Consider the following 16402-nt stretch of genomic DNA (forward strand, 5'->3'; position numbering starts at 1 on the left):
ATGGACGCCATCGCCGAGCGCCTCGCGTTTTATGGCGGCCGTTTCGTCGTCGATCCGCAGCTCCAGACGGATCACGGCGACCGCGTAGATTTCCCGTGCGGCCGGCGTCATCGAGTCCCAGTCCAGCGGGCGGCTCGACTGGAAAATTCAGGCGAGTAGCAAGAAGGCGGTGGCCTTTGAGCCGAAACTGCTGTCCCCGTTCATCGGCCCATCCGCCGACAGAAGTCAGGCTGGGCCGATGAGGTTATCGAAGTGCCTAAGGCCACTTTATCTTGGAAGCTGCCGTCGGAGCCGCGTTGCGGCGAACGGTTGAATCCGCAGTCGCGTGCTGCCGAACGCAGCCTGCAAGGGCGAAGCGTGCATGCCAATCGCATGAGTCGGCACCCGGCCACAAGGGGACGGTTGCCCAGTCCCGACGAAAGGCGGCTCCTCTGATGGAAACCGGCCCTCCGCACGCATGTGCACACTGCGAATGACGCTTCAAGGTCTCTGTCATCCCATCAAGTCGACTATCCGTTCAACGGCACTCTGGCGGAACCCGGTCACCCGGTTCGGCAAAAGCTTGCCGCTCGATGTGATCGTATTGCTGCTGTTGTGGCAGGCCCGGAGAGTCCTACCCGTCGTCGCGAGCCGAACGGGCCTGGTCGATCGCGGCAAGCAGGGCAGCCAGCGATACCGGCTTGCCGACATGTGCGTCGAAGCCCGCCTCCAGTGCTTCAGTTCGCGCCGGAGCTGGATAACGTACGCGCTGCCGTCGCGTGGGCAAATGGCCCAACTGGCAATCGCCAGGTTGCAATCGATCTTGCCGCGGCGACGGACATGCTGTGGGATGCACGCGGCTTTAATAATGAAGGTGCGCAGTTATACCGCGTCATCGAGCCGTGGATAGACCAGTCGGTGCCGCCACTATCGGCTGCGCGTTTCTGGTTCGCAGTGGCTGATTTGCGCATGCGCACCGAGGCGAAGCGGCAGGCTGAAGCTGCATTGAAAGCGGCTGCGCTCTTTCGAAACCTCGGCGACCGCTTCGGCACTTTCAGATCGTTGACGGTGGCCGCGCATCAGTTCGCCTTGCTGGTCAATCGCGAGGGCGCGAAACAAGCGCTGGACGAAGCAGCGACGTTGCTGGATGAGGGTTGGCCTGAATGGCTGGAAACATCTCTCGCTTTTGGCAGGGTGCTCTTCTCATACCTGGTCGAGGCAGACCATGCCACGGCGAAGAAGCTGGCCGAGGCGGCCATTGTGGGCCACCGCCTTGGCGATTCGTTTTATGCCGATCGTTGTGCGCTGATGCTTCCATCCTTCGATCTTGCCGCTGGCGACTTCACTTCCGCTTTAGGTCGATGCGACGAGATCCTCGCCAGTTCCAGCGTCGTTGAGAGTGTCCAGTTGCGATCCCAGACCCTCGTCATACGCGGTGCGGCGCTCATCAATATTGGCGAGCTGCGGGAGGCAGACGCAACCTTGCGCACCGCTTGTACGTTGTTGATGCACGCGATCGGCCCAAGCACGTATCCTTACTGCTATGCGGCGCATCTTCTCGCCTTGCAGGGACGCCTCGCTGATGCCGCAAGGACAATTGGCTGGATCGAGGCGCGCATGCGCCAGGCGGACCGCGACGGCATTCCGCCGGTTGCCCTGTCCAGTTACAAGGCGGCGTGCGACATTGTCGAATCAGCCCTCGGCAGGGAAGAACGGGACGGGTACGCTGGCGAAGGGGCGCTGCTTAATCTACAGCAAGTGACGCGCATTGCGTTTCCAGGTGAGTAGAGAGCGGGTTACGACTGGCTAGCCCCGAAGAATCTTTTTGCTGTAGCGCCAGACGCCCATGACAAAGCGTTGCCACCGATCGCCAAAGGAGTGGCGAACCTACGTAGGCCGCCGCACCTGCCGGTAAATGAGTGCACTTCGGCCATTGCCGACATTCAAGCGAACTAGAGCCTACGTCAGCAATACGGCGGACTGCCGACGTTGTGGGCTTGAAGCAGAGGAGCGGCACCTTTCCACATCAGCGAACTCACACTTTCGACCCACTGCAGCCCTTCGACCCCGCCCGCACTCAAAGGCAGCTTGCAAGGTTCAACGGTCATCTACGTTTCCCCTGTCGCTGGACCGTCGTGTCGCCACTTGGGCTGGCTTGATGCGCCGTGACTGCTCGATGAAAATATGCGAATTGGTTCGCAATGCGGAGGGCCGGTTCACCATGCCGGCGCTAACCGACGGGTCACGCAGCTTATCCGCGACCTACGACGGTCGCGTGCCGTCCGGGCACTATTACGGCGCTTCGCGCCGGTCGTACCGGAATTCCCTGGGCAAGTAGTGACAGGCGCTTCGTCATCTCATTCGCTTTAATCAGTACAATCACGCGTCCAAACATTAGAACAGGCCAGCGCGGCATCCTCCGCGCGGCATTCAACGTCGACTGAAAGAGTGATCATGACCATTTCCATCTACAGCGCCTCCGTCCCCGTTTTCAAGCAAATGCTGGCAGCATTGTCCGAGGTACTCACGAAGGCCGAAGCACACGCCACCGAAAAGAGCATCGACCCGAACGCGCTCCTGCAAGCGCGCCTGTTCCCGGACATGTTCCCGCTGGTGCGCCAGGTGCAGATCGCCGCCGATTTCACCAAGGGCATCACCTCGCGCCTGGCCGGCGTGGAAGTGCCTTCGTGGGCCGACAATGAGGTCACGTTTGCCGACCTACAAGGGCTCATCTCTAAGGCCCTAGCCTACATTGGCGCATTCGACGCCGCGCAATTCGACGGGAGCGAACACAGGGAGATCGTCCTGCGTCCCGGCACGCCGAAAGAGAAGCGGCTGGTCGGCAACGCTTATCTGCAAAACTACGGACTGCCGCAGTTTTTCTTCCATATCACGACCGCCTACGCAATCCTGCGCCACAACGGAGTCGATATCGGCAAGCGCGACTACATGGGCGTGTACTGATCGTTGGGGCACGCGCCAATCGGACCACCGGTCGGCAGCGGGTGTTGAACGACGTCCACGAAAGATCGGATGCCTTTGCGTTCGGTCGAACCCCGTGAGCAAATGCCGACGAATGACAATGTGAAGCGCCAAGTGACAGTCTCTTATTGGTCGCCTGTCGCGAGAGTCGCATGTCGACCCGATTCCGCCGTTGATCCGACGTTGCCCCAATGGCCGTAGTCACGTTAAAGCGTTCGCTCGAGCATCAACGGTGAGTTCGTCCCACTCGTGTAGACTGCGCCGTTGTCCCAACAGATCGACCACCTCGACCCGGCTCTTCCTCCTGGGCCCGGCGCGTGTCAATGCCCGCGTTCGACGCGACCCCACCAACGCTTGATGGTTTTGACCAACTGGTAGCAGACCCGAGCGAGTACTCGATCGAGCCGCCAGCGGAAGAACAAATAAAAAGGGATGCGTGTCTGGAACACCCCCTGATTGAAGCGGAAATCGAACTGCTGATTGATTGCCTGATCGGCGACGCCGCTCCGGACGAGGCAATCGATGTCTCGACGAATTTCCGATCCAGCGAGTTCGACATCGCGACAAGCGCGCTCACCGTCAATGGCTGGTGTGTGGTGTCGACCTTTTTGTCACAGACCCAGACGCAGGCCTTATCGACTGAATGCATGGCCATGCACGACGCGCAGCTGCTGAAACCAGCTCGTGTAGGGGCCAATCGCGCTGCCACGCTTTTGCGCGGCGATAGTACGCGCTGGTTCCAACCCGACGCCCTGAGCATCCAGCAGCAGGCGTTCACCGATCGCATCGAAGCGCTACGGAATGCACTCAACCGCGACCTGTTTCTCGGTCTGGTCGATACCGAATCACACTACGCGGTATACCGACCAGGCGCCGGATACGCACGGCACCTCGATTGCCTGCGTAACAACGACAGCCGCGTGATTTCCGCCGTGTTTTACCTCAACGAAGCGTGGCAGGACGCCGACGGCGGCGCACTGCGGCTGTACCTTGCCGATCAGTCATATCACGACGTCTTTCCGCGCGCCGGAACGCTGCTGTTGTTTCTCTCGGCACAGTTTGAACACGAGGTGCTGCCCGCCACGCGCGATCGCATGAGCATCGCATGCTGGATGAGGCAGCGGGCGTGAGCCGAGACGCGTGCGCAGCAGTGATTGACGTCCATGATCGCGCCCTTGCAGATCAGATTGACAATCAGTTGTCGGATTTCGTTAGTGTCCAGTTCGGCATGGTGCCGATGGCCTACGTGCGAAGCCAACGCCGAGTCACGACATTGCACGACCGCTGATAGCTACGGGGCATGGAACCGTCTACAACGGAGGGTTGCCGTGTACTCAGTTGCGACGATCGATCCCAAATGTCCGTCGCCGTGGGACGAGGGTAAGCGCGCGATCTAGCACACCGAGCGCGCATCGACGCGCGAAGGCGAACGGGTATGCGAGAGCAAATCGATCGATAGAGGTTTTGCGAGGTGACGACCGAATCAAGCTCAACGCGCTGCTGTTTCTGTGAGCTTGGCGTAGTTGAACGGTAAGAGGTCAGTCACGTCGGCATGCGGTTCGCGCTTCGGTAATTCGGTGAGCACGTGCACAAGGTAGGCGTAGGGTTCGACGTTGCAGGCCCTGCAGGTCTGCATAAGACTGTAGATCATGGCGCTTGCCTTCGCGCCGGCAACCGTGTCACTGAGCAGCCATGAATTTCTGCCGGTACAGAATGGACGGATGTCTCGCGCGATGACGTTATTGTCGATGGGGGCCAGCCCGTCGCTCACGTAGCGACACAGATACGTCCACTGGTTGCGCGTGTATGAGATCGCCTTGCCCAGCAGACTTTCTGGCGAGCGGATTCTCTTCGAGTGCCGATTGCACCTTCGCGGCAAGAGCCGGGAAACCACTACGCATGTCGGTGACGCCTGCGGCGATCCAGATGCGAGTGCCAGCCGGCAGGCCGATCATCGGGACAGCTCCCGAATCAGCAGCCGCAGCATATCCGGCGACACGTTACCGCGAATGCGCAAGCGTGCACGGTCAAATTCGATCTCGCAGGTGTCCTCCGAGACGGCTTCGCGGACCGGCATCGAGGCCTCGGCTTCCGGGACAATGCTGACTGGAAGTAACGATGCAACGTCACCATCGGGTTCCTGTCTGGCAGGCCCCGGACGCGGCGCCCCAAATGCACCCTGAAGATACTGGCGACGCCATCTGAACAGCAGGTTGGTGTTTATGTCGTTGCGACGCGCGACCAGCGATACAGACGCCCCGGGCTCGAACGTCTGTTCGACCAGCTGTCGTTTGAATTCGCGCGCAAAGTTGGGGCGCTTGCCCGGTGCCTCGCACTTGCTATCCACAATCTCGGCCACTTTGGTTTCCATCAAAACATTTGGTGGGAACCAAATTACCCCCGTTCACTGCCGCCCGGAGAACGGCCGACGTGAGACGCATACGCACAGACTCAACGAAGGGGCGCCCAAAGCGGCTGCGCGCGCTGGGTTTAGCGCGGCCACCGCCTACCGCATCGAAGAGCATCCACGATTGCCATCGCAGAAGAAGGCGCCGCGCGAGCGTCGGCGCGCGGATCCACTCGCGGAGATATTTGACGCTGAGATCGTTCCACTGCTGCAGTCCGCTCCGGGCATCCGGCCGGTTGCCATACTGGAAGAAATGCTTCGACGCCATCCGCATCTGTCGCGCGGCGTGCGCCGGACGCTGGAGCGACGCATCCGCGTCTGGCGCGCACTCCATGGCGAGGAACGCGAGGTCATGTTCCGTCAGGTGCACGAACCCGGTCGCCTCGGGCTATCCGACTTTACCGAGATGCAGGCCCTAGGCGTCACCGTGGCCGGTAGCGCGCTGGACCACCGCCTGTATCCGTCTGGCCTGCTCGGGCTTTGAGCACGCTCACGTCATTCTCGGCGGCGAGAGCTATGTCGCGCTCGCCGAAGGGCTGCAGAACGCACTCTGGGCGCTTGGCGGAGCACCGCTCGAACACCGCAGCGATAGCCTGTCGGCGGCGTTCCGCAACCTGGATCGCGATGCTCGCGACGATCTGACCACGCGTTATCAAGCGCTTTGTGCTCACTACGGGATGCAGCCCACGCGCAACAACCGCGGGATCGCTCACGAGAACGGCGCCATCGAGAGCCCTCATGGCCACCTCAAGAGCGCGATCCGTGACGCGCTGCTGCTACGCGGTAGCGCGGAGTTTGCCGACCTTGCAACCTATCGCAGCTTCATCGACGAGATTGTCAGCCGCATCAACGCGCGCAATGGCAAACGAATGCAGGCCGAAACTGCCTTCCTGCAGTTTCTGCCCGATACGCGCACCAGCGACTATGAGGAAACGCGTGTGTACGTTACGTCCACCGGCGGCTTCGTATTGCGCAAGGTCTTCTATACCGTCACCTCGCGGCTGATCGGTCACCGGATACGGGTTCGGCTGTATGACGACCGGCTGGAACTGTTCCTGGGCGGCACAGCCCTGATGACACTGCGGCGCGGCCGCCCGGGCACCAGCGGCAAGCAGGTCATGTCATCGACTACCGGCACGTCATCCATGCGCTGCGCCGCAAGCCGATGGCGCTGCTGAACCTCGTGTACCGCGACCAGCTGTTCCCGCGTGAGGCCTATCGGTTGACCTTCGATCGCCTATGCGAGCAACTTTCTGCGCGCGCGGCGTGCAAGACCATGGTGGAGTTGCTGAGTCTCGCCCACGAGCGCACCTGCGAGGCGCAGCTGGCGCAGGCGCTGGAGCAGTATCTGGCCGACGGGCAACTGCCCGATCTGGACGAACTGCGTTCGCGTTTCGCGCCGGATCCGGCGACTGTGCCCCAGGTGCACGTGCGACTGGCTTCGTTGCGCGACTACGAGGCCCTGCTTCACCTGGACATGGAGACGACATCATGAGCAACGATTTCGATGCCACGCGCCTGTCGCTCCTGCTCAACGATTTGCGGCTACCCGCCGTCAAGCAGATCTGGCCGAGCTTCGCCGAGCGCTCCGACAAGGAAGGCTGGCCCGCGGCGCGACTGCTGATGGCGCTGGCTGAACACGAGATTGCCGAACGCGATCGACGTCGTATTGAACGCCATCTCAAGGAAGCCAGGCTATTGCTGTCTCCGTAGGCGCGCACGTGGCTGACCGGTTCCGGTATCTCGCCGGATCCCAACAGCATCGCACTGGTGATCTGCTTGCGGCGTTGTCGGACCCGGCGGTCGATATCGTCTGGATCGCACGCGCCGGCTATGGCTGTGCACATGCTGCCAGCGCTGCCCACTACCGTGCCATGCGAGAAAACCGTGATCGGCTTTTCCGACGCGACCGCGCTTTACTACGCGCTGCGGCAGATTCCTGGCATCAGCGTGATTCACGGGCCGACGCTCAACGGCCTCGCGACAAAGGTTGACGACGTGTCGCGCCGCAGTATCCTCGATATCCTCACAGGGGTTACGCCGACGCCGCTGCCACTCGAACGTCTGCATGGGCTGGCTGATTCGATCAAAGGGCCGCTTGTCGGCGGCAACCTCACGGTACTCGCGAGCACGGCCGGCAGTCGCTGGCAGCCGCACTTTCGCGACTCGATTGTCGTGCTGGAGGCACGTTACTGAACTTGCATACCGCATTGACCGCAGCATCATGACGCTGCGTCACGCCGGCATTCTCGATGGTGCGCGTGCGATCGTGCTCGGAGAATTCGTCCGCTGTCCGTTGCCGGCCGGGGCCGACTACTCGCTCGCGGACGTGCTACTGGACGTACTCGCGCCGCTCGGCGTCCCAATCTATGGGGGGCTCGGCGTAGGACATGGCGAGCGCAATCTGTCGTGGGTAGTTGGGCGGCCCGTCGAGATCCGCGGCGGCGTATTGCTGCGATAGCTTTGCGTTTCACACACCCCTCCCGATCAGCGATCGACGGGTCAGCGGACGGGGTTGGGCCAGCTAGGGACGTTCGCCGATGCCGTCGTGCGGACGTTCGAACGTCGGCTCAGCCGCAAGTAACGGACCTTCGTGGCGGATTCTGTCGGCGCTTGGATATTAGCTCAAGTTGCCGGATTCTTCGGTTTGCCCGTCACCCGGCGCCACGCTTCCACGATGACGTTGATCGCCTGATCCACATCCGGCTGGGTCGTCGCCCAGGAGATCACTGACACGCGCATGACGCACATTCCTCTCCATTCAGCGCCCGAGAAGAAGAAGGTGCCCTCTGTCTCCAACCGAGCAATGACATCCCTCGTCGCCTGGTCGGATTGCTCGGATACCTCGGTCGAGCCGAATCGGACAAGGAACTGATTAAGCTCTACTTTGTTGAGCACACAGATGCCCGGTTCGCTGGCTAGCGCGGATGACATTCGTTCAGCAAGTTGGCAATGCCGTTCAACCATCGCCGAAATTCCGTCCTTGCCAAATGCGCAGAGCAATGCCCATGTTGCAAAACCTCGAGCCCTGCGCGACAGCTCGGGGACCCATTCCTTCGGGTCACGAACTTCTTCTCCGGTGACGGGGAGGTAGCTGGCCTGAACCGTCATGGCGCGACGGTGCGCGCGTGCATCGCGGACGATTGCATAGCCGCAGTCGTAAGGGCTTTGCAGCCATTTATGCCCGTCGGTCGTCCATGAATCCGCTCGCTCAGCTCCTTCCGCCAGATGCGCACGCGAAGGACAAGCTCGAGCCCAAAGCCCGAGAGCGCCATCGACATGCAGCCAGCCTTGTCGCGCATGCGTCAAGTCAGCGATCGTATTGAGGGGGTCGAAGGCTCCGGTGTTGATCTGTCCGGCTTGCGCGATTACCAACAACGGGGCGCTGACCGTTGCAATCGCCCGTCCAAGTTCATCCGCGTTCATTCGCCCTTCGCTGTCCGTGTCTATCACGACGACGCGACGCTGGCCGAATCCTAGATATCGCAGGGCGGAAAATACACTGACGTGGGCGTCAGCGCCCACGCACACCATGATTTCTGGCGCGCCGAACATACCGTCTGCGTCAACGTCCCATCCCTGCCGCCTAAGTAGTTCGCCGCGCGCGGCTGCCAGACATGTGAAGTGGGACATCGTCCCGCCCGTGGTAAATCCGACAGAGCATTCGGGCGGAAGGTGAAGAAGTTCCAATAACCACTTGCTGGCGACAACCTCGGCGGCCGCGTTCGCCGGGCAGCTGTGGTAGCCGGCGCCATTTTGGCCCCACATGCTCGTTAGCCAGTCCGCGGCGACTCCGACCGGGTGTGATGCACCCATCACCCAGGCGAAAAAGTGCGGTCCAGCCGTGCCAGTCAAGCCAGGCTCCGCGGCATCTGCGAGGCGCTCGATGACCGTTGCCGGCGCGATACCGGCATCCGTCATCGAACCGCCGAAAGCTTCAAACAGTTGCTCGAACGTCGCAGGCGCTCGTGCCGGCAGGCCTTTCCTTGCCTCGTGGAACCGAATCGCTCTGCGGTAGGCGGTATCGAGTGCCGAAGAATATTGGTCGCTCATAAAACAGCCTCCTTGAAACACTGCCTGTCTGGAGCACACCACGGCTTGAGTGAACCTCGGACTCTGTCGGTCACGAACAAGTCGCAGTTCTAAATTCATCAGCTGCAAGATCCAGCGACAGAGACTGTCAGCGACTTTTTCAACAGTATCCTCTGAAACCTGCCGCTGCAGCCCTGACGGCTCGACCGGCGGCAATGGGTCGTGATATCCCCTTTGCATGGCGCGGTTACGCCGACGGCCCGCGCAATCGATCGGTCGGGCGGGGTGCGGGCCAGCTTCGGTCATTCGAAGGAGGTCTAGAATTAGCGTTTTATGGGTGTACTGCCCGAAGCCCGATCGAGCAAACGCCGATTCTGCGTAGTCACAAAAAGGCCCGCGATGACGAAAAAAATACAACGAATCAATCCCGATGCGGGCTTCCCTTCGATCAGCCGCCACATTACCGTGCATCGATATGGGACTCGTGGCGCTCGACCAAAGATCTACATGCAAGCGTGCCCTACATACCGGCGGGCGAGCATCGCAATATCCGCGCTGGCGGGTCCATGTCAATTCAACATTTGAGCACGGAGACCGAGAGTGAGCGGGGACGTCCTCCAGGAGCAGAATCATCGTCGATGGCGTGCACTGACGCTGCTCGCCGTCACGCTCGTCCTGTCGATGACACCGTGGTTCTCGGCCGCTGCAGTGATTCCTCAATTGCGCGCGGAATGGGCGCTGTCCGTAAGTGCGGCCGCGTGGCTAACCATCGCGGTTCAACTCGGCTTTGTGTGCGGGGCACTGGTCTCGAGCCTGCTTAACCTCTCCGACGTCGTGCCGCCGAAGCATATGATCCTGGGCGGAGCGGTCGGCGCTGCCACCGCGAACGGACTCCTGGAGGTCACAAGCGGAGCAGGCGTCGGAATCGCATTGCGCTTCGCAACAGGTTTTTTCCTCGCTGGTGTCTACCCGCCAGCCCTCAAGCTGATGTGCACGTGGTTCCGCGAGGGGCGCGGTATCGCGCTAGGGATTCTCGTTGGAGCGATAGTCGTCGGCCAAGCGATGCCTCATCTCATCAACGGACTCGGTGGACTGAACTGGCGGGTGGTCATCGACGTAACCTGCGCCCTGACCCTCGCGGGAGGCTTAATCACAGTGGTAGCCGTGAAGGAAGGACCTTTTCCCTTTCCCAGGGCAAGGTTCGATCCCACGCAGGCGTGGCGCGTGTTCGAGAATCGGGGGGTTAGGCTCGCTTCGTTTGGCTACTTCGGCCACATGTGGGAACTGTTCGCAATGTATGCGTGGTTCTTGCCGTTCTTCTCGGAAGCGCTGGCAGCCAAGGGCATCAGGGGTGGCTCGGCCGCAGCCTACGCGACATTCGCGGTTATCGCCGCTGGTGGATTGGGCTGTTGGGTCGGTGGCATCCTCGGAGATCGGTGGGGCAGGACCAGGACGACCGCCCTCATGATGGCTATTTCCGGGAGTTGCTGCGTGCTCATCGGGCTGTTGTTCGACTCGTCCACGTGGCTTCTTCTCCTTGTGGGCCTAGTGTGGGGCTTCACGGTCGTCGCGGACTCGGCGCAGTTTTCTGCGATGGTGACAGAGCTTGCAGACCAATCTTATGTAGGGACAGCCTTGACACTGCAGCTCGCGATCGGCTTCATCCTCACAGTCGCAACGATCTGGCTCATCCCGTTGCTCGCGGACACGTTCGGTTGGCAATGGGCATTTGCGTTTCTGGCTCCGGGGCCTGCTTTGGGCGTGGCGGCAATGCTGCGATTGAAATCCCTGCCTGAATCAGCCCGTCTCGCTGGTGGAATCGGCTAATGACGGCAATCCGTTTCGTCCCGCGCGGAGACTTTATTTCCAAAAATGCGGGAGCAGTGTCGTTTTGATCAGGACCATTACTTGAACGTTAGCCTGGACGAAGCTCGGCGGCTATCTGCCAGCGCCGCCTGAATGGCCGCTTTCGAGAAAACTCACTGGCCGTTGTGGGCCGACCAGCGCCGTACGCCGATCGATCACGGCCAGTGCCGCATCGCCAGTTTGGCAGTCCCCCGGGTTCGGCCAACTAGGGACGTTGGTTCACGCTCTACGACGTCGTTCGAAAGTCGCGTCCGCACGCGGATGCAATCGTTCGACTGATCCTGCGTCGAACGGCAAAAGCGGGTCGGGCGCTGCGGAGAGCACTGTCATTGAGGCTTATGGCAGTTCGTGGCTGTTCACGATTGAAGAGGCAGGCTGGCGGCAACCTGGCGCAGAGCGCGTCGCCGTGATCGGCCCGTTACCGATTAAGCCGGGGGTGGATTACACCGCACAATACATGGAGGGAACCTTTACACCGGGCATGAGCACGGAACCGCATTACCACCCAGGGCCTGAGGCGATATACACGCTGACCGGCGAGGTTTGTTTCGAAATGCCGCACGGGAAGATCGTCGGCCGAGCCGGTGAGGGCATTGTGATGGAGGCGGGACATTTGCACACCCTTACCGCTACCGGTATCGAACAGCGCCGGTCACTTGCACTGGTGATCTATGAGAGCGCGCAGCCTTGGCGTTTGCCGGCAACCGAATGGGAGCCGCAAGGCCTTTGCAAGTAGGGCGTACGAATTCGAAGTTCGGCCGATTGCTCGTCGCGGGCCGCGAAGACATGGACGTCCGAAGAACCTTGATACTATTGAAAATCTATGGCCACCCCCATTTTTGCAACCCCGATCTTTGATGCAGTGGTTGGCTTGCCTAAATCTATCCGGCGTCTTTGAGGGAAAAGGGTTCCCGCGCCACGATGAGAGCCGCGCCTGACGATCCTGAAAAAGTCGTCGACTTCGAGAGTCAATTCAACAGGCAGGTTGTTCGTCGGGCCGTTATGCCGTTCATGTCATCAAATTTCAACAGTCGCAAAACCAGATGGGTGTCCGTGATGCAAAATGGAGACCAGAGTGTCAAACGGGTGTCACAGTCCCTCTCGCGTCGAATGTAGTGTTGCGGGTCGCCAGCGCCCAGGCGGTTCGGGCAAACTTGTTCGCCAGTGCGCAGGCGACCACATTTGAATGCCGTCGTCCCCGCAGTGTACGAACCCAATCGGCGAGCGGCCCGCTTTGGCGACCGAGTCGCTGCATGTAGACGCGGGCACACTGGACCAACAATCGCCGGATATTCTTGTCTCCCCGTTGATATGACTCCCGGTGTCAATCGAGATCGGTTTTGAGCTTTGTGTTCACTTTCGCTTCTGAATTTCCTGAGGGCGGCGTAGCAGTAAAACTCGACGGTGGATCACGCTGATATTCGCGGGTTGGTACCGCATTACAGAGGTCCGTCTCGAGAGCCTGCCGCTTTCTTGCTACGCAAGTCGACTGACGATGCCATTGCCAAACGAGGACGCGGGTTGCTCGAATACCGGGCTGCGCCGCCTTCAGGAAACTCTTCCCTTATATACGTTACGCTACGCTGAGCGTGGGCCTAGCGGCGAAGCGAGAGACATCCCCAGCCGTCCGATATCCCATATGAAGCCGGTCAGCTCGCGTGCAACGGCGATGATCGCAACGTGCGCGCTCTTACCTCGGGCCACAAGCTTGCGGTATCGCCGGCAAAGCCGTAACTGTGCATCCCACGCGCGATCGATTATCGGCTTGGGTATGCCCTCGTGACGGCGCTGGATATCGATGCTCACGCGTGCCGGATGTCGGTAGCTCCAGGCTGATTCAACAAGCAGTTTCCTTGCATAACTGTTGCCTGTCTTCGTGATGCTGCCTTGCCGGCGTTTGCCACCTGATGAGTGTTCCGAGGGGGTGACACCGAGCCACGCGATTAACTGCCGCGGGTGCTCGAATCGTGACAGATCACCCAGTTCGGATGCCAGTCCGACCGCGGACGTGAACTGGATGCCGCGCATTGCTTGCAGAGCCAGTACGGCGGGATAGAAGCGCCAGTTGGGAACGGCCTCACGCAGTGCCACCTCAAGACGTTCGCATTGCGCCAGGCGATCCTCGATCGTGCGGCGGTGTTCATTGAATGCCAGTTGCTGCCATGCACTGTCGAACGAGAACGTACTCAACCAGCGTCGGTGTGTCGGGCCCCAGTCGGGGCGGCCGACGTAACGCACCCCGTGTGAGAGCAGAAACGATTTCAGTCGACACCGTGCCTGCTTGAGGTCTTCCCTAGCCGATGACCATGCCCGGGCCAGATCACGAAACGCTTCATCTTCCACGGTCGGCACATGTACGGCGGACAGATCACCGGCCCGCAGCGAACGCACTAGCTTGATTGCGTCGCGCCGGTCCGTCTTGACGCGTTCTCCCGGCTTGCGTGGAATCAAGGATGGTGCGCACACCATGCAGTCGAACCCTTTGTCGGTCAGCCGTCGGTACAGACCGTATCCGCAGGGGCCAGCTTCATAGACCGCAACGATGTGCCGGGCCTTTGATTGCAGCCGCTTGCATAGCCGATCCACTTCGATGTGTGTCGTGCCAGTCTTGCCCAGCAGTTCTACGTCACCCATACCGATCGCATAGGCAACCATGATCGAATCCTTGTGAACGTCCAGTCCCACGTACAACGTGCTATCGTTTTCCACGCTGGCCTCCGTGTCGGAAACAGACCGTTGAGTGGCGGCTCTGCCCCCCTCAATGCGGCTCTGGCAGCAATGCTAACCCGCGCTTACATCCGCACGGCGGCCAGCCTTGCCGCACGGGAGTCATATTGACTTGCTGATTCCGAGCAGATTTGCCTTGCCGCCAGTGCTGTACTGGCGCGGTACCAGGCCGATCGACGCGGCAAAGTCCTGACTGCTCCCGTACTGCTTGCCGTCACCCATTTCAGCGGCCAGTACGCTCGCGGTGATCGGACCGACACCGGGAATCGACAGGAGACGCTGGCCGAGGTCGTCGTCGTCGAGCTGGCGGACCAACTCCCGTTCGATCGCGCTGATCTGTTCGCTGAGGTACTTGAAGTGCGCATGCAGGTGCTCGAGGATCACGACCAGACGCGGTGGCAGCGTGTGTTCGGCCAGCACTGTGGAAAGGTGCGTGATGACGGCCCGGCCAACCGGGAGGCTGACACCGAACTCAAGCAGGAAGCCATGCATCTGATTGCTGGTCTTCACCCGATCGCGCACGAGTGACTCACGTACCCGGTGCAAGGCCGACAGAGTTTGCTGGGATTCTGTCTTGGGCGTCACGAATCGCATGGACGGGCGCGAAGCGGCTTCGCAGATTGCCTCGGCGTCCACGAAATCATTCTTGTTGCTCTTGACTGTTAGCGCCGATGTAAAAATGACCCTAGGGGGGTGCGGACAAAAACTTGGACTACCTGGAGGTAGTTCATGTTCTCATACGAAGATCGCATTCGAGCGGTCCGACTCTACTTGAAGCTGGGCAAGCGGCTCGGGGCCACCATCCGGCAATTGGGCTACCCAACAAAGAATTCTCTCAAAGCCTGGCATCGCGAATACGAACAATGCCATGATCTACGGGCTGGCTATGTGCGTTCGAGGCCCAGGTATTCTGCTGAACAGAAGAAGGCGGCCGTCGATCACTATTTGAGCCATGACCGCTGTGCTGCCGCAACCTTAAGGGCTTTAGGCTATCCGAGTCGCGAGACGCTCGCAGCCTGGATCGAAGAGCTGCATCCCGAAATCAGAAAGCGCGTTGTCGGCAGAGCAACTGGCAGCGTTCCGAAATCGCCGGAGGTGAAGCGGGCGGCAGTCATCGAGCTGTGCACCAGAGAGGAAAGCGCGCGCCTGGTTGCCCGGAAAGCAGGCGTGAGCAGGCCGACGCTTTACAATTGGAAGAACCAGCTACTCGGTCGTGAAGCCCCAGCATCCATGAAACGCCAGAAGAAGCCAGCACCGGACCACGAGCGTGCGAAACTGGAGCAACAGGTGGAATCGCTTCGACGCGACATCCGGCAACTGCAGCTTGAGCACGACATCCTGAAGAAGGCGAACGAACTGATAAAAAAAGGAATGGGCATCGACCCGCAACTCCTGAGCAACCGGGAGAAGACGATGCTGGTTGATGCCCTCAGGCAGAGCTATTCGTACCCAGAGCTGTTAGCGGCCCTGGAGCTTGCCCGCAGTTCCTACTTCTATCACCGTGCACGTCAGCTCGTTGCTGACAGGCATGCTGACGCGCGTCGCGTCATCGCGGATATCTTCAAACTCAATCACCGTTGCTACGGATATCGCCGGATCCACGCGGCGCTGGGCAGGCAGCAGATCGTCATCTCGGAGAAGGTGGTGCGACGTTTGATGCGACAGGAAGGTCTGGCCGCTGCCACGACCAGGCGACGTGGCTACGGCTCCTATCGCGGAGAAATAAGCCCCGCGCCGGAAAACATCATCAATCGCGACTTCTGTGCGGCCGCTCCAAATCAGAAATGGCTCACCGACATTACCGAATTCCCGATCCCGGCCGGCAAGGTATATCTGTCGCCGGTGATCGACTGCTTCGACGGACTCGTTGTGAGCTGGTCAATCGGCACACGGCCGGATGCCGAACTCGTCAATACCATGCTGGATTCGGCGATTGAGTCAGTGGCTGGCTGCAAGGAGCGGCCCGTGGTTCACTCCGATCGCGGTGCGCACTATCGCTGGCCGGGATGGCTCTCACGGATGTGGGATGCCAGACTGATTCGCTCGATGTCGCGCAAAGGATGTTCGCCGGATAATGCAGCCTGCGAAGGTTTCTTCGGGCGCCTCAAGACGGAGTTATCTATTCTCGTGACTGGCGGGCCACGACCGTTGATCAATTCATCGAACTCGTTGACTCGTACATCCACTGGTACAACACAAAGCGGATCAAGGTCTCGCTCGGCTCCCTCAGCCCGATCGAATACCGGCAGAGTCTCGGAATTGCGGCATAAATCAGTCCAAGAATTTGTCCGCACCCCCCGTCGGCGCTGCGCTCGCTTTTGATACCTCTTGCCGAGTCGACCAATTGTTTTGGGGGAGAACGTGCTTTCCCTCTCTCGTGTCAAACGCTACAAGGCAACGCGGATCGAG

General features: G+C 60.4%; 11 protein-coding genes and 6 pseudogenes. 11 read left to right on the forward strand and 6 right to left on the reverse strand.

Annotated features, from left to right (window positions below; genetic code table 11):
* The first annotated feature begins 711 nt into the window (after window positions 1-711).
* The 3 genes from JMY24_RS34205 to JMY24_RS38770 all read left to right on the forward strand — a co-directional run bounded on the left by JMY24_RS34205 (window position 712) and on the right by JMY24_RS38770 (window position 4091).
* On the forward strand, window positions 712-1767 hold the full coding sequence (locus JMY24_RS34205) for a hypothetical protein (RefSeq protein ID WP_201703736.1): 1056 nt from the start codon (window positions 712-714) through the stop codon (window positions 1765-1767).
* 666 nt (window positions 1768-2433) lie between these two features.
* Window positions 2434-2943: a DUF1993 domain-containing protein gene (locus tag JMY24_RS34210; RefSeq protein ID WP_128598453.1), complete on the forward strand. Its 510-nt coding sequence runs from the start codon at window positions 2434-2436 to the stop codon at window positions 2941-2943.
* Between the two features lie 341 nt (window positions 2944-3284).
* Complete coding sequence (locus JMY24_RS38770) at window positions 3285-4091, forward strand: 2OG-Fe(II) oxygenase (RefSeq protein ID WP_128598454.1); 807 nt, start codon at window positions 3285-3287, stop codon at window positions 4089-4091.
* A 359-nt stretch (window positions 4092-4450) separates the two neighbouring features.
* Here the strand turns inward: JMY24_RS38770 and JMY24_RS34220 are convergent.
* Both JMY24_RS34220 and tnpA read right to left on the reverse strand, forming a co-directional pair.
* Window positions 4451-4798 (reverse strand): annotated as a pseudogene (locus JMY24_RS34220) (IS66 family transposase); the annotation flags it as partial.
* A gap of 114 nt (window positions 4799-4912) precedes the next feature.
* Window positions 4913-5332, reverse strand: a complete 420-nt coding sequence (tnpA, locus tag JMY24_RS34230; protein ID WP_128598456.1) for an IS66-like element accessory protein TnpA — start codon at window positions 5330-5332, stop codon at window positions 4913-4915.
* Between the two features lie 22 nt (window positions 5333-5354).
* Between tnpA and istA the strand changes: the two are divergent.
* The 5 genes and pseudogenes from istA (at window position 5355) to JMY24_RS39310 (ending at window position 7829) form a co-directional block, all read left to right on the forward strand.
* Window positions 5355-6863 (forward strand): annotated as a pseudogene (istA, locus tag JMY24_RS34235) (IS21 family transposase).
* Window positions 6860-7069, forward strand: a pseudogene (locus JMY24_RS34240) (hypothetical protein); the annotation flags it as partial. The pseudogenes istA and JMY24_RS34240, both read left to right, overlap by 4 nt.
* Before the next feature lie 20 nt (window positions 7070-7089).
* Window positions 7090-7197 (forward strand): annotated as a pseudogene (locus JMY24_RS39300) (LD-carboxypeptidase); the annotation flags it as partial.
* Window positions 7198-7213: 16 nt separating this feature from the next.
* Window positions 7214-7564, forward strand: coding sequence for a S66 peptidase family protein (locus JMY24_RS39305; RefSeq protein WP_268960834.1), 351 nt, complete (start codon window positions 7214-7216; stop codon window positions 7562-7564).
* 28 nt (window positions 7565-7592) lie between these two features.
* Window positions 7593-7829 carry a hypothetical protein gene (locus tag JMY24_RS39310; protein ID WP_268960835.1) on the forward strand — a complete coding sequence of 79 codons (237 nt, stop codon included), beginning with the start codon at window positions 7593-7595 and terminating at the stop codon, window positions 7827-7829.
* A gap of 164 nt (window positions 7830-7993) precedes the next feature.
* On the opposite strand, the gene JMY24_RS34250 is transcribed toward JMY24_RS39310, so the two are convergent.
* On the reverse strand, window positions 7994-9421 hold the full coding sequence (locus tag JMY24_RS34250) for a pyridoxal phosphate-dependent decarboxylase family protein (protein ID WP_128598457.1): 1428 nt from the start codon (window positions 9419-9421) through the stop codon (window positions 7994-7996).
* 579 nt (window positions 9422-10000) lie between these two features.
* Here JMY24_RS34250 and JMY24_RS34255 point away from each other — a divergent pair.
* Together JMY24_RS34255 and JMY24_RS34260 are read left to right on the forward strand one after the other, a co-directional pair.
* The gene (locus tag JMY24_RS34255; protein ID WP_128598458.1) at window positions 10001-11227 is read left to right on the forward strand and encodes an MFS transporter; all 1227 of its coding nucleotides are present in this window, start codon (window positions 10001-10003) and stop codon (window positions 11225-11227) included.
* A 496-nt stretch (window positions 11228-11723) separates the two neighbouring features.
* Complete coding sequence (locus tag JMY24_RS34260) at window positions 11724-12002, forward strand: cupin domain-containing protein (protein WP_268960839.1); 279 nt, start codon at window positions 11724-11726, stop codon at window positions 12000-12002.
* A 342-nt stretch (window positions 12003-12344) separates the two neighbouring features.
* Here the strand turns inward: JMY24_RS34260 and JMY24_RS34265 are convergent.
* The 3 genes and pseudogenes from JMY24_RS34265 to JMY24_RS34275 all read right to left on the reverse strand — a co-directional run.
* Window positions 12345-12575 (reverse strand): annotated as a pseudogene (locus JMY24_RS34265) (IS110 family transposase); the annotation flags it as partial.
* Window positions 12576-12844: 269 nt separating this feature from the next.
* Window positions 12845-13975 carry an IS110 family RNA-guided transposase gene (locus JMY24_RS34270; protein ID WP_128598712.1) on the reverse strand — a complete coding sequence of 377 codons (1131 nt, stop codon included), beginning with the start codon at window positions 13973-13975 and terminating at the stop codon, window positions 12845-12847.
* Window positions 13976-14104: 129 nt separating this feature from the next.
* A pseudogene (locus tag JMY24_RS34275) lies at window positions 14105-14653 on the reverse strand (IS110 family RNA-guided transposase); the annotation flags it as partial.
* A 69-nt stretch (window positions 14654-14722) separates the two neighbouring features.
* Here JMY24_RS34275 and JMY24_RS34280 point away from each other — a divergent pair.
* Window positions 14723-16263 (forward strand): IS3 family transposase gene (locus JMY24_RS34280; RefSeq protein WP_201703737.1). Its coding sequence is split into 2 segments (ribosomal slippage): window positions 14723-16112 and window positions 16112-16263, totalling 1542 coding nucleotides; the frame shifts between segments, so codons are not numbered across the junction.
* Window positions 16264-16402: the final 139 nt, after the last annotated feature.

Source organism: Paraburkholderia kirstenboschensis, from assembly GCF_904848585.1.
Lineage (GTDB): Bacteria > Pseudomonadota > Gammaproteobacteria > Burkholderiales > Burkholderiaceae > Paraburkholderia > Paraburkholderia kirstenboschensis.

Coding starts and splice junctions, on each gene's coding strand:
- JMY24_RS34260 (WP_268960839.1), top strand. CDS start 11,724: ATGGAGGGAACCTTTACACCGGGCATGAGCACGGAACCGCATTACCAC.
- JMY24_RS39305 (WP_268960834.1), top strand. CDS start 7,214: ATGCTGCCAGCGCTGCCCACTACCGTGCCATGCGAGAAAACCGTGATC.
- JMY24_RS34210 (WP_128598453.1), top strand. CDS start 2,434: ATGACCATTTCCATCTACAGCGCCTCCGTCCCCGTTTTCAAGCAAATG.
- JMY24_RS39310 (WP_268960835.1), top strand. CDS start 7,593: ATGACGCTGCGTCACGCCGGCATTCTCGATGGTGCGCGTGCGATCGTG.
- JMY24_RS34250 (WP_128598457.1), bottom strand. CDS start 9,421: ATGAGCGACCAATATTCTTCGGCACTCGATACCGCCTACCGCAGAGCG.
- tnpA (WP_128598456.1), bottom strand. CDS start 5,332: ATGGAAACCAAAGTGGCCGAGATTGTGGATAGCAAGTGCGAGGCACCG.
- JMY24_RS38770 (WP_128598454.1), top strand. CDS start 3,285: ATGCCCGCGTTCGACGCGACCCCACCAACGCTTGATGGTTTTGACCAA.